General features: G+C 63.1%; 6 protein-coding genes. 5 read left to right on the top strand and 1 reads right to left on the bottom strand.

What is annotated here, in order from left to right; translation table 11 throughout:
- Window positions 1-120: 120 nt before the first annotated feature.
- Both BRAS3843_RS07355 and BRAS3843_RS07350 read left to right on the top strand, forming a co-directional pair.
- Window positions 121-6,396: a VCBS domain-containing protein gene (locus tag BRAS3843_RS07355; RefSeq protein WP_008968163.1), complete on the top strand. Its 6,276-nt coding sequence runs from the start codon at window positions 121-123 to the stop codon at window positions 6,394-6,396.
- A 146-nt stretch (window positions 6,397-6,542) separates the two neighbouring features.
- Window positions 6,543-8,771 carry an adenylate/guanylate cyclase domain-containing protein gene (locus BRAS3843_RS07350; RefSeq protein ID WP_008968162.1) on the top strand — a complete coding sequence of 743 codons (2,229 nt, stop codon included), beginning with the start codon at window positions 6,543-6,545 and terminating at the stop codon, window positions 8,769-8,771.
- A gap of 235 nt (window positions 8,772-9,006) precedes the next feature.
- On the opposite strand, the gene BRAS3843_RS07345 is transcribed toward BRAS3843_RS07350, so the two are convergent.
- Complete coding sequence (locus BRAS3843_RS07345) at window positions 9,007-10,602, bottom strand: ABC transporter substrate-binding protein (protein ID WP_008968161.1); 1,596 nt, start codon at window positions 10,600-10,602, stop codon at window positions 9,007-9,009.
- Window positions 10,603-10,869: 267 nt separating this feature from the next.
- On the opposite strand from BRAS3843_RS07345, the gene BRAS3843_RS07340 reads away from it, so the two are divergent.
- The 3 genes from BRAS3843_RS07340 to BRAS3843_RS07330 all read left to right on the top strand — a co-directional run bounded on the left by BRAS3843_RS07340 (window position 10,870) and on the right by BRAS3843_RS07330 (window position 14,456).
- A complete protein-coding gene (locus BRAS3843_RS07340) occupies window positions 10,870-12,489 on the top strand; it encodes an ABC transporter substrate-binding protein (RefSeq protein WP_244425154.1) in 1,620 nt (539 codons plus the stop codon).
- A gap of 108 nt (window positions 12,490-12,597) precedes the next feature.
- The gene (locus BRAS3843_RS07335) at window positions 12,598-13,551 is read left to right on the top strand and encodes an ABC transporter permease (RefSeq protein ID WP_008968159.1); all 954 of its coding nucleotides are present in this window, start codon (window positions 12,598-12,600) and stop codon (window positions 13,549-13,551) included.
- Window positions 13,552-13,553: 2 nt separating this feature from the next.
- Entirely contained in the window at window positions 13,554-14,456 is a 903-nt protein-coding gene (locus BRAS3843_RS07330) for an ABC transporter permease (protein WP_008968158.1), read from the top strand.
- The last annotated feature ends 62 nt before the right edge of the window (window positions 14,457-14,518 follow it).

Here is a 14,518-nt window from a genome sequence, read left to right as displayed (position 1 = left end):
GGATCGCGTTGTCGGGCCGGCGCGACACAAGCTGAAGGTGGTTCCGCCGCGTAGAGGCGGATGATATGCAGCTTTGATCCCTAATTGTAACGTAATTGTTAACCATTTTTTGGTGAGCCCGTGACCGCTGGCAGTTTTGACGCCACGCTTTTTCCCGATGGCTCGGGTGCGCATGCCCGAGGGATCGCGCGCTTCTCAGCACCGCCGGCGCATGCCCCGTCCGACGCCATCGTCGTTCCTGACGCTCATTTCCTGTTCAATGCAGAGTTCAAGCGCTCCGGGGCCGACCTGATCCTGTCCGGCGATGGACGGGAACTCGTCCTGCACGATTATTTCAGGGGCGAAAAGCGGGCTGCCTTGGCGTCGCCGGACGGCGCGCATCTCAGCGGTGATCTCGTCAGCACCCTGACGGGGGCAGTTCAGGTGAGCCAGGCCGGCGGGGCGCCCGCTGCAGGCCAAGTGATCGGCCACGTCACCAAATTGCAGGGCACAGCGACAGCCATCCGCAACGGCGTCTCCATCATCCTGCATCAGGGCGACAACGTCGAAAAAGGCGACATCGTCCAGTCAGGTTCCGATTCCACGCTCGGCATCACCTTCATCGACGGCACCGTGTTCGGCCTCGCCTCGAACGCGCGGATGGTGCTCAACGAGATGGTCTACGACCCCAACGGGTCGAACAATTCCTCGCTGATCAGCCTGGTCGCAGGAACCATCTCCTTCGTTGCGGGCGCCACGGCGAAGCACGGCGACATGAAGGTCGATACGCCGGTCGCGACCATGGGCATTCGCGGCACAGCCGTTCTGGTCCAGATCGACTTCACCGTTCCCGGCCAGGGCGCGACGCCCGACGCCAAGTTCCAGGTGCTGGTCGAGCCGGATGGCACCACCGGATCCTACGTGCTGTTCGACAAGGTCACGCTGCAGCCCATCGCCGTCGTCAATCAGGCCGGACACCAGATCAACATCAGCAACGGCATCGTCACGCAGACCGATTCCGCGTTGCCACCGGATATCCAGAAGCTCATCACCGACGTCTTCTCGCTGAAATTCACCGACAACTCGAATCCGAAGTCGAGCACGCACTTCACCGATATCGGCGTCCCGGATACGTTTAACCCGATCAAGCTGGCGGACGGGACAACGGCGATCCCGACCTTTGTTGTCACCAATTCCACCAGCACGTCGACCACGGATATCTCTTTCAATCCGTCGGGCCACATGCCCGGCAAGCCGAATGCTGTGGTGCTCGACGATACGGGCAAGCCGTCCACGGCCTTTGCGCTGACCGAGCGCGTTGGGAAGACGGCCGACACCGCCGATCTCGACACCGTCAAGGGCGCGGTCAACTACGCCGATGCCAACCCCGGCGACCAGCCCTCCGCATCGGTCAGCTTCAAGTCCTTCAGCTACCAGAACGCACAGCATGCCAATCTTTCACTGAATGCGCTGCAGCTTCAGGACATCACGGCCAGCGAGATCGGCATCACGGTCGTGCAGGATCCCAACCACAAGAACTTCGGGACCGCGACCTGGACCTACAGCATTGCTGACAATGCGTTCGATTTTCTCGCCGCCGGCGAGACGCTGACGCTCACCTACATCGTTCGCGTCGACAATAACTTCGCGCCCAGCAACGAATTTACCGAGATCCCCATCACCATCACGGTGATCGGTACCAACGACAAACCCGTTATTACCACCAGTGCGCAGACCATCACCTTTTCCGGCGGCACCAGCGTGGTCGGCGGAGCGCTGACATCGACCGACCACACCTCGGGGACGCTCAGCTTTGCGGACGTCGATCTCACCGACACCCACACCGTTTCCGTCGCCCTTACGTCGCCGCAACAGAGCAATATTCCGCAGACATTGTGGGAGCTGTTCAACAAGGCGCTCACCGCGTCGATTGCGACGGATAGCACCGGGACCGGAACTGGTACGGTCAAATGGACGCTGGCCGATCTGCCAGCCTATGCCGCCGATTTCATTCCAGCCGGGCAGGCGGTGACGCTGACCTACACGGTCACGGTCACGGACTCGCAGGGCGCGGCCACGCAACAGACCGTGACGGTGACGATCACCGGCACCGATGCGCCCGCCGTGGTCTGGATCGCAACGACGAGCGGGACCGATGGGGAGAGTACGGACGCTCCGCCTCTGCTCTGGCGCGATGGTGCGAATTGGGAGACCGGCAACGCACCCACCGCGAACGACGACGTTTGGATCGTCACCGATCAGTTGCGCGGCCTCAATCCGGCTTTCCCGGTGACCATCGACAAGGCGGCGTTCGCCAAGTCGGTGACCATGAACGATTTCGGCGGGGGCAAGACTCCGGAGCTCGACAATCTGAGCACGCTCACGATCGGCGGGGCGCTGACCGTCAAGGCCGATGCGCGCGTGTACAATTCGCTGGGAGCCACGATCAGCGTCGGCGGCCAGGCCGAATTCCTCGACCACAGCGAACTGGACAATTCCGGCACTCTGCTGCTCCACGCGGGCGGCGAATTCGGTGCATACGCGAGCGTCACCAACACCGGCACGATTGAGCTGGTCTCCGGCACGCTGAATATTCTCGGCGATCTCGTGAACGCGAATGATGATGCCGCGGGAGCGATCCAGGTCGATCTCGGCGCGACGCTTGCGCTCGATGGCGGCAGCATTGCCGGCGGCACCGTCATCGTCGAAGGGGGCGAGCCCGTTCGCAACCTCGAGGTCACGTCCTCGAATCAGCCAGCTGACGGGGTGCTCGCGCTGCAGGGCGGTGCGGCGCTGTCGGACGGCACCCTGGACAGCTCCGGCGCGATCATTGTCTCCGGCAACGGCAATGCCTTGCATCGCGAAGCCGTCATGAGCAGCGGCACGCTAGACATCCTGACCGGTGGCAAGCTGACGCTCGACCAGGGCACGGCGTGGGAGAACTACGACGGGACGATCGCCGTCGCGGGATCGGCTGATCTCACGCTGGATCATGCCGGGATCGCCGGCGGCACGCTGACGAATGATGGAACGGTCGCGCTCACGGGCTACGCCGCCCTGATCGGTGGTTCGCTGGTTAACTCCGGCACTGTTACGGTCTCGGGCGCTGGCAACACGCTCGAAAACGAGATCATCACCAATACCGTGGGGGCAACCCTCACCATCGCGCTTGCCGGTGTTCTGGCGCTGTCGGAGACCAGCATTGCCGGCGGCGCCGTGCACAATGCCGGCGTCATCGACGTCGTCGGTAACAGCACCATCGACGGCAGCGCGGTGGCTGGCGGTTACTTGAGCGTTGGCGAACTGACCGCGCCTCAAGATGGCGGCGGCGAAAGCTCTTTGCCGGTTGTTTTGACCATCCAGGACGGCGCATCCATTGCGGACGCGCATCTCACCATCGGCCAAACCGACTCGATCGCGATCGCAACCGCTGATGGCGCAACCTTGTCCGGTGTCTCCGTTGACAATGGGGGAGCCGTCACAGTCGGTCAGGGCGCGCTATTGGTGTTGGAGAACAGCACCATTTCCGGCGGAGCTCTCGCCAACGCGGGCACGATCCACGTCGAAACCAATGCCGAAACGGCATTCGACAACGTCAACGTGGATAATGGCGCCACCGGTGTCATCGTCGTCGATGATGAGGGCGAGGCCCCGGTGCCGTCGCATCTGACCCTCGATGGCCAGACCACCATCACGGGCGGTCTGCTGACCATCGGTGTCGTGGGGACGCTCGAAGTCGCAGGGCTTGGCGCAATCCTGTCGGGTGTTCACGTTGAAAATTCCGGCGTCTTCACGGTCGACCACGGAGCCATACTGGACCTCGTCGGCACCGATGTGACCGGCGACGGAACGTTCCATGTGTGGGGCACGATCGAAGCGAGCGGCTTCAGCATCGTCAGCAGCAGCATTATCAACGATGGGATCATTGAGATCACGAGCGGTACGCTCGACTTGACCGGATCGATGTCCGGCAGCGGCACGATCATCGTTGATGCCGGGGCCCGGTTGGAGCTGAACAGCTCATATGCGCAGACGATCGATTTCGCCGGTCAGGGCGGCGAGTTCGTGCTCGACGCCGCAAGCTTCAACGGCAAGATCGAGGGCCTCGACGTCTCAGACAAGCTCGACCTGTCGGCCATCAAGTTCAACGATAACCCCACAGCGTCCTATGATGCCGCCACAGGCGTCTTGACGGTCAGCGACAGCGACGGCCACTCGGTGAGCCTGACGCTGAGCGGGGCTGACTACAGCAACGCCGCATTCGCGGCCTCCAATGACGGCAGCGGTGGCACGTTGATCACGCTGAAGGCGACCGACGATGCGCCTGTTATTGCCGATGCCGCGCAGAACGGCGAACTGACGGAACAGCATTCCACCACCGGATCGTCCGTGGCCGACAGTGCGAGTGGCACGATTCACTTCACCGATATCGACCTGACCGACCGGCCGAGTGCGAGCATTGCCGAGCAAACCGTTACCTGGACTGCCGCAGATGGCTGCGACATCTCCGCATCGCTGACATCAGGCGAAATCGACGCATTGAAGCATGCGCTGGCGCTCGCGGCCGAGCCCGGCAACACGAACAACGGTGCCGTCGACTGGACCTATTCGATCGCCGACGGCGCGCTGGATTTCCTCGGCGCCGGCCAGACCCTCACCGTGACATCGAAAGTCACGGTCGACGACGGCAAGGGCGGTCAAGCTGCCACGACCGTCACCGTCACGATCAACGGCAGCAACGACACGCCTGTTGTCACAAGCGAGGCCCAGCTCGGTGCCATCCCCGAGCGCGCCGGTACCTCCGGCTCAAATCAGTTGGATACCGCCGGAGGCACCATCACCTTTACCGATGCTGATGTCACCGACACGCATCTCGTGAAAGTGACCGGCGTCTCCGTTTCCGGCGACGGCAGCGGGCTGCCGGACATTGACGTTGTAAAAAGCTGGCTGTTCCTCCGGCCCCTCACAGATTCGCAGAACGGCGCGACGGGCTCGCAGGGCTGGTCATTTACGGCCAGTGACAAGATCTTCGACTATCTCGGCATCGATCATTCGGTGCAGCTCACCTATACGGTCGAAATCGACGACCGGCATGGCGGCGTGGTCGACGTGCCGGTGACGGTCACCATCTCCGGGGCTGAGGACACGCCGGTCATCGTCGGTGAAACGAATCCGCCTGTGCAGACCGTGATCCTCGCGAAAGCGCCGACCGTGCTCGCTGCCGGAGTGACGAGCGCCCAGGGCATGGCGACCGAGACCTTCGACGAGGTCTCTGCCGGATCGGCCTCGAACAATGGTCATGGTCACGGCAATTTCTACAGCGACGCGTTGCATGCCTCGTTCTCGGCCTCCGGCGACGCCGGCGTGGTGCATGGTTCCTCGTCGGATTCGGCGGCGCCCTTTGTGGGTGACGGCCAGGACCACACGAACTATCTCAGCATCGGCGGCCACGCCCAGGAGACGATCAGCTTCGACAGCGCGATGAACAGCTTCGGGCTGTATTGGGGCTCGGTCGATAGCTACAACAGCGTCTCGTTCTACGACGGCACCAAGCTGGTCGCGTCGTATTCCGGCGACGCCGTCGCGCCGCTGCTCGCCAATGGCGGTCAAGGCTCATTCGCGTCGAATGGCTATGTCGAATTCTCGGATCTGGCGCCGTTCAACAAAGTCGTGCTGACGAGCACCCACGACGCGTTCGAACTCGACAACGTCTCGGCCGGCTGGGTCGACGACTCCCATGTCAAGCTCGCGAGCAACATGACCGGTACCCTGACGGTGCTGGACCGTGATGTCGGCGATACGTTGTCAGCCTCGGTGGTCGGGAAGGGCTTCGTCGAATATAACGGGTCGTTCGATCTTCCGGCCACGGCCAACATCGACTCCCTGGTCAAGGCGGATGCCGTGACGTTCGACAGTGTCGTCTCGGATGGCGGCGCCGACGTGCTGCACTGGAGCTATCATCCGGCGAACGCCGATCTCGATTTTCTCGAGCCCGGCGATACGCTGACGATAACCTATCTGGCGAGGATCAGCGACGGACATGGCTCGTTCGACGAGCAGCCGTTGACCGTGACGGTGACCGGAAACGGGTCGTCTGTCGTTGCCGGAACGGCCCAGAACGACAGCTTCGACAATGTCGGTGGCGGCGTGACGGTCTTCGGCAACGGCGGCAACGATACTTTCGTGTTCAATTCGCATTTCAACAGTGCGACCATCGCCGACTTCGATGTCCAGAAGGATACGATCCAGATCGACCACGCGCTGTTCAACTCCGTCCAGGCTGTCCTGAACAGCGCCCAGGCCGCCAATCTGGGCCATGATACGGTCATCACCGATGCAGCCAATGAGACGATCACGCTGAAGGGCGTCACCCTGGCGCAGCTGCAGGCGCATCAGAACGATTTTCACATCGTCTAGTGTGGTGTGTCTGACATCCGCTACAATGTGCTGGCTGGCAGGCCCGTCGGGATTGCCGGCCCGGCGTTGCGAACTGCGATGCGCTCGGGGATAACAGGTCAGGCTGATCAGCAGACGGCCGCCTTGCGGCGTGACGGCGGGGTCCCATGAGGCGATTGAAAGCAGTGCCCCGCTGGTTCGCGCGCAGGTTCGGCTATGCGCGGCTGCTCTGCTTGGTGCTGCTGATCGGCTTTGCCGCCTTGCGTCTGGCGGATCCAGGTCCGATGCAGGAGCTGCGCCTGCGGACGTTCGACCATTTCCAGCTGCTTCAGCCGCGGGTGAAGACGATCCGGCCGGTCGTGATCGTCGACATCGACGAGAAGAGCCTGGCGAAGCTCGGTCAATGGCCGTGGTCGCGAACCCAGATCGCCGACATGATCATCAATTTGACCAATCTCGGCGCGGCCGTGATTGCCTTCGATGCCGTGTTTGCGGAGCCGGACCGGCTCAATCCGGCGCTCGTCGCCAAGACGATGCGCTATCTGGACGAGGTGACGCGCAGCAAATTGAGCGAGCTGCCGAGCAATGATCAGATCCTGGCGGATGCGATCCGCCGCGCGCACGTGGTGCTGGGGGAGACGGGATTGGCGACCGTCACCACGGAGCTGGACAAGACGCTGCCTGTGACCGGATTTGCGACGCTCGGCGGCGAGGCGGAGCCGTTCCTGTTCGAGTTTCCCGGCCTGCTTCGCAATGTCCCGGTCCTGGAAGCCACGGCTGCCGGGCGCGGCCTGTTTACGATTCGGACCGAGCGTGACGGCATCGTTCGGCGCGTGCCGATGGTGTTGCGCGCCCAGGGCGTCATGATGCCCTCGCTCAGCCTCGAAATGCTGCGAGTGGTGTCCGGAACGCCCACCATCCTGATGAAGGCGGACGAGGCCGGCATCAAGAGTATCCGCCTGCGGGGGCTGGAAATCCCGACCGACGCCAACAGTCAGTTGTGGGTTCATTTCGCCGCGCAGGATCCCTCGATCTACATCTCCGCTTCCGACGTGCTCGATGGCAAGGTGCCGCTCGACAAGGTGTCCGGCAAGCTGGTGCTGGTCGGAACGTCGGCCGTCGGCCTCAACGATATCAAGACGACGCCGGTTTCGCCCGCGATGCCGGGCGTCGAGGTGCATGCCCAGGTGCTCGAGACGGCGCTGACCGGCGCCGTGCTGTCGCAGCCGAACTGGGGGCTGGCGACGGAGCTGGCCGCCGCAATGCTGTTGGGACTGGTCGTGATCGCGTTCGCGCCGCAGCTCGGGGCCGTCACGCTGGTCGTGGTCGGCGGCGTGTTCGCAACCGTGCTGATCGGCATCTCCTGGTATTGCTATATGCAGTACCGGCTGCTGGTCGATTTCACCTATCCAATGCTGTCGACCACGGCGATCTATCTGACCCTGATCTTCGCAAGCTTCGTGCGCGAGCAGAGCCAGCGCCGCCAGATCCGCTCCGCGTTCAGGCAGTATCTCTCGCCGACCCTGGTGGAGCAGCTTGCGCATTCGCCGGAGAAGCTGGTGCTCGGCGGCGAGGAGCGCGAAATGACCATCATGTTCTCCGACGTGCGCGGCTTCACCACGATCTCGGAGAGCTACAAGCAGGACCCGCAGGGATTGACGCGGCTGATGAACCGCTTTCTGACGCCGCTCACCAACGCGATCATCGCACGCAAGGGCACCATCGACAAATATATGGGCGACGCCATCATGGCGTTCTGGAACGCCCCGCTCGACGATGCCGCGCATCAGCTGAACGCCTGCGAAGCCGCACTCGACATGCTGGAGCGAGTCGATGCGCTGAACAAGGAGCGCGAAAGCGAGGCGGAGCATGGCGGCCACGTCTACATCCCGCTTAAGGTCGGCGTCGGCCTGAATACCGGCATCTGCGTGGTCGGCAATCTCGGCTCGGACCTGCGCTTCGACTATTCGGTGCTCGGCGACAGCGTCAATCTGGCGTCGCGCCTCGAGGGGCAATCGAAGGAATACGGCTTTCCAATCATCGTCGGCTCAGCAACCGCGCTCGCGGTCAAGGACCAGCTCGCGATCCTCGAGCTCGACTTCATCATGGTCAAGGGCAAGAAGGAGCCGGAGGTGATCTATGCCATCGCCGGCCGCGAGGACGTGATGTATTCCGAGCGCTTCCAGCGGCTGCGCAATCTCACCATCGAGATGCTGGCGGCCTATCGCGGTCGCGACTGGGAGGAGGCGCTCGCCGCGATCGCGCGCGGGCGCAAGACGGATCAGGGGCAGGAGCTCGCCAAGCTTTACGACCTCTACGAAGCACGCATCCGCAACTACCAGACCAATCCGCCGCCCGAGGATTGGAACGGCGCCTATGCGCTGCTGACGAAATAGCTTGTCTCGTTGGCCCGACGAGATTGCAGCATCTACCGATGCGCAAGGGCGGCCCACTTGCATCACTCGTCGTCATACCCCGCGAAGGCGGGGGATCCAGTAATCGCTGCTTTATGTTGTTGGCAGAGCCTCGCTCCCCGGCTTCGTCGGATACTGGATCACCCGCCTGCGCGGGTGATGACAGCTTGACAGTAGCACAAGGTGCGCCCTTGGGAAGCCTTGGTACGGTGTCGCCTCACTCAACCCCGATCGTGGTCAGGTCCTGGAACCAGTGCTGCGCCTGCACGAACTTTTTGATCTTCGGCGACAGCGCATGCGGGTTGGTGTCATGCACCACCCACACCAACGCGGCATCATCGACGACCAGCGCATGCGCCTGTGCGATGAGCTCGTCCTGCTTGGCGGGGTCGAAGGTCTGCTTGGCCTCGTTGATCAGCGCGTCGACCTTGGGGTTCTTGTAGCCGCCCCAGTTGACGCCGACAGGCGCGATCTGGTCGGAAGCGAAGAAGCGCACGATCGCATAGAGCGGATCGGAGGTGACATAGGCGATGTTGTTGGCGGTGATGCCGGCGTTCATTTCGTCGGCTGCGCCCTTGCGCCAATGCGTATAGAGCGTTTCCAGCTCGACGACCTTGAAGTCGATGTCGATGCCGATCTCCTTGAAGCTCTGCTGCAGGAATTCGTTCATCGGCAGCGACAGCATCTGGCCGGTGCCGCCTTGCGCGATGATGAAGGTGGTCTTCAGCGGCTTGTCCTTCGAATAGCCGGCTTCCTCGACCAGCTTCTTCGCGGCCGCCAGATCATATTTCAGGTCGAACGTCGGCTTGCCGAACCACGGGCTCGACGGATCGACCTGGCCCTTCGCAGGCTTGGCGAGGCCGTTCATCAGCCCGACCACCGCGTCGCGATCGATCGCGAGATTGAGCGCCTTGCGCAAGCGGATGTCGGTCCAGGGCGAGCCGGGCAGCACGCTCAGATGATAGTTCCAGACATGCGGCGTGATGTTGTCGACGATTTTCATGCCGGCGGCTTTGAGCTGCGGCACGGCATCGGGCGCCGGCGTCTCGATCAAATCGACCTGGCCCGCCAGCAGCGCGTTGGTGCGGGTCAGCGCCTCCGGCATCGGCACCAGTATCAGCTTGTCGACCTTCGGAATGCGATCCTTGTTCCAGTAGTCGGTGTTCCTGCTGAGTTCGGCGAGCTCGCGCGGCACCAGCTTGGTCAGCTTGAAGGGCCCGGTACCGGACGGCTGGCTGGCGAACTTGTCCCAGTCCTTGCCGAGCTTCTCATATTGGGCCGGGCTCGAAATCAGGAACCAGAGCATCTGGTAGGGGAAGAAGGAGTCAACGGTCTTGGTCGTGATCTCGATCGTATTGTCGTCGATCTTGGCGTAACTGGCGACCGAAGGCAGGCGGGTCTTCACCTGGGCGCTCTGCCGCTTATCGAACTGCGGTGCCTTATCATTGAGCACCTTGTCCAGATTCCAGATTACGGCGTCGGCATTGAAGTCGCTGCCGTCGTGGAACTTGACGCCCTTGCGCAAAGTGAAGCGCCATTTGGTCTTGTCAGCATCATTGACCTTCCACTCGGTCGCAAGCCCCGGGATCAGCTTGCCGGGCTTGTCGGCCGTGCTCATGTCCCAGGCCACCAGCGGATCGTAGATCGTATAGCCGGTGAACTGATAGGCGCCGGCGCCGCGGTCGGGCTGGCCCGTGGTCAGGGGAATATCGGCCATCGACATGCCGTAGCGCACCACGGTTTCGGCGTGCGCTGACAGCGCGGACAGGCTGACCGCCACTGCGGCGGCAAGCAGCGAGAGACGGTGATGCATGCGGGAAGCTCCGATCCGGATGAAGGCGACGCGGAAAATTCGCTCGAATTTGACGTGTCCAAAGCTGCAAGCGGGATGCCAAGGCCGAGTGAAGATCGTTTGAATACAAACAGTTGTGATCAATCGCCGCAGCTGCCCCGAAAATGTCCTCCTTGGCATAGCCGTTGCATACCGCTGCTCAACAATTAGCCAGCCAAGTTGGAGACTGCGATCGTGCTGTTGCGTTGTGCGAATTCCTGGAATGGGCAAGCGGCCTTTGCGGCCGCGATGTTGGCGACGGTCTCCGTCGTCATGTTGCCGGCGCGTGCGGGTGCGGAATCCGTGCTGCGCATCGGCATGACCGCGGCCGACATTCCGCGCACGCTCGGCCAGCCGGACCAGGGATTCGAAGGCAATCGCTTCACCGGCGTCACCATGTATGACGGTCTGACGATGTGGGACCTGTCGTCGGCGGAGAAGCCGAGCGCGGTGATTCCGGGCCTTGCCACCGAATGGAAGGTCAATGACGACGACAAGACCAAATGGATCTTCAAGCTGCGCCCCGGCGTCACCTTCCATGACGGTTCGCCGTTCAATGCCGATGCGGTGGTCTGGAACGTCGAGAAGGTGCTGAAGCAGGACGCGCCGCAGTTTGATCCGAGCCAGGTCGGCGTCACCGCCTCGCGCATGCCGACCTTGATGTCGGCGCGCAAGATCGATGACATGACCGTGGAGCTGATCACCAAGGAGCCGGACAGCTTCCTGCCGATCAATCTCACCAACCTGTTCATGGCAAGCCCCGCCAAGTGGCAGAAGTTCTATGACGCTGCAAGCGGCGCCGACGCCAAGGCGAAGTCGCAGGCTGCTTGGGATGCGTTTTCGAAGGACGCCTCGGGCACCGGCCCGTGGAAGATGGTCAAGTTCACGCCACGCGAACGGCTGGAGCTCGCGAAGAACGACAACTACTGGGACAAGGCGCGCGTGCCGAAAACTGACAAGCTCGTGCTGCTGCCGATGCCGGAGGCGAACGCGCGCACCGCGGCGCTGCTGTCAGGGCAGGTCGATTGGGTCGAAGCCCCAGCGCCGGATGCGCTGCCTGAGATCAAGCAGCGCGGCTTCAAGCTCTACGCCAATGAGCAGCCGCACGTCTGGCCCTGGCAGTTCTCGCGCGTCGAAGGTTCGCCCTGGAACGACATTCGCGTGCGCAAGGCCGCTAATCTCTGCGTCGACCGCGAAGGCCTGAAAGACGGACTGCTCGCCGGCCTGATGGTGCCGGCGACCGGCACCTTCGAGCCCGGCCATCCTTGGCGCGGCAATGTGACCTTCGAGATCAAATACGACAAGGCAGCGGCGCAAAAGCTGATGCAGGAGGCCGGCTACGGCCCGAACAAGCATCTCGAGGTGAAGGTGCAGACCTCGGCATCGGGCTCCGGCCAGATGCAGCCGCTGCCGATGAACGAGTATCTGCAGCAGGCGCTGGCCGAGTGCTATTTCGACGTCAAGCTCGACGTCATCGAGTGGAATACGCTGTTCACCAATTGGCGGCGCGGTGCCAAGGATCCCTCGGCCAACGGCGCCAACGCCACCAACGTGACCTACGCGGCGATGGATCCGTTCTTTGCGCTGGTGCGCTTCCTGCAGTCGTCGATGGCGCCGCCGGTCTCGAACAATTGGGGCTACATCAACAATCCCAAGTTCGATGAGCTGGTGAAGAAGGCGCGGCAGACCTTCGATCCGGCCGAGCGCGACAAGGCGCTGGCCGAGCTGCACGCGGCCTCGGTCGATGACGCCGCCTTCCTCTACGTGGCGCACGACGTCGGCCCGCGCGCGATGAGTCCGAAGGTGAAGGGCGTGATCCAGCCCAAGAGCTGGTTCATCGACTTCTCGCCGATCTCGGTGGAGCCGTAAGGCTCCGAGATTAGCTGCTTGCTCCGCTGCGCTCCCTCCCCCCTTGCGGGGGAGGGGAGATCAGCACCTTCTCCGACGAAAGGGAGAAGAGAAGAAACCAGGTGATACGTGCTCTCTTACGTTGCCAGGCGGACCGTCTATGCGATCCCGATTATTCTCGGGGTCGCGCTGGTCTGTTTCATGCTCGTCCACATCACGCCCGGCGATCCGCTGGTGGCCGTGCTGCCGGCCGATGCGTCGCAGGAGCTCGCGCAGCAATTGCGCGCGGCCTACGGCTTTGACCGTCCGCTGCCGGTGCAGTTCGGGCTCTGGCTGTGGCGCGCGGTCAATGGCGATCTCGGCAATTCCATCGCCACCGGTCGCCCGGTGCTCGCCGAGGTGATGCGCGCGGTCAGCAACACCGTGACGCTTGCGATTGCAGCCGCAATCATCGGCTTCGCCCTCGGCCTGTTCTTCGGCCTGATCGCCGGCTATTTCCGCGATACCTGGGTCGACAAGGTCGCGACCGGAATCGCGATCGCGGGCGTGTCGCTGCCGCATTACTGGCTCGGCATGGTGCTGGTCATCATCTTCTCGGTCGAGCTGAACTGGCTGCCCGCCGTCGGCGCCGGACCGTCGGGCTCCGGGGCGTGGTCGTGGGACTGGGCGCATCTGCGCTTCCTGGTGCTGCCGGCGATCACGACCTCGGTGATCCCGATGGGCATCATCACGCGCACGGTGCGCGCGCTCACTGGCGATATTCTCAGCCAGGATTTCGTCGAGGCACTGCGCGCCAAGGGCCTGCGTGAGCGCCAGGTATTTCGTCACGTGCTGAAGAACGCCGCGCCGACTGCGCTGGCAGTCATGGGCCTGCAACTCGGCTACATGCTCGGCGGCTCGATCCTGATCGAGACCGTGTTCTCCTGGCCCGGCTCGGGGCTATTGCTCAACTCCGCGATCTTCCAGCGCGACCTGCCGCTGCTGCAGGGCACGATCCTGGTGCTGGCGATGTTCTTCGTGATCCTCAACCTCCTGGTCGACATCGCGCAGGCCGCGATCGATCCGCGCATCAAGCGGGGCTAGCGATGGGCATCAGCTCTTCCGGCGCTGTGCAGGATGCCGCGTTGCAGGCCGCCCCCGCCGCCAAGGCGCGCGGTTATTGGGCGACCGTCGGCCGCCGCATCGCCCGAGACAAGGTCAGCATGGTCTGCGTCGCGATCCTGCTTGCGATCTTCGTCTCGGCGCTGCTTGCGCCATGGCTCGGGCTCGCCGACCCCTATCAGGGCTCGATGATCCGGCGGCTCCGTCATATCGGCACGCCGGGCTATCTGCTCGGCACCGACGAGCTGGGCCGCGACATGCTGGCGCGACTGATCTATGGCGGCCGGCTGTCGCTGGTGATCGGCATCTCGCCCGTCATCTTCGCCTTTGGCATCGGCACTATGCTCGGCCTCGTCGCCGGCTATGTCGGCGGCTGGGTCAACACCGCGATCATGCGCACCATCGACGTATTCTACGCCTTTCCCTCGGTGCTGCTCGCGATCGCGATCTCCGGTGCGCTCGGCGCCGGTATCCTCAACTCGATCGTCTCGCTGACCATCGTGTTCGTGCCGCAGATCACGCGCGTCGCCGAGAGCGTCACCACCGGCGTGCGCAACCGCGATTTCGTCGAGGCGGCGCGCGCCTCGGGCGCGGGCGCCTTCACCATCATGCGCGCACACATGCTGGGCAATGTGCTGGGACCAATCTTCGTCTACGCCACCGGCTTGATCTCGGTCTCGATGATCCTCGCCGCCGGTCTCTCTTTCCTCGGACTCGGCACCAAGCCGCCGGAGCCGGAATGGGGGCTGATGCTGAATACGCTGCGCACCGCGATCTACGTCAATCCGTGGGTTGCGGCTTTGCCCGGTGTGATGATCTTCGCGGTCTCGATTTGCTTCAATCTCTTGAGCGACGGCCTGCGCAGCGCGATGGACATCCGGAGCTGAGCAACATGGTGGGCTCGAACAACATTCGATCCGCACAGGCGGTCCACCTCTCCCCTCGTCGC

Source organism: Bradyrhizobium sp. STM 3843, assembly GCF_000239815.1.
Taxonomy (GTDB): domain Bacteria; phylum Pseudomonadota; class Alphaproteobacteria; order Rhizobiales; family Xanthobacteraceae; genus Bradyrhizobium.
The sequence above is the reverse complement of the archived record's forward strand: the minus strand, read 5'-3'. Positions and strand labels throughout refer to the sequence as shown.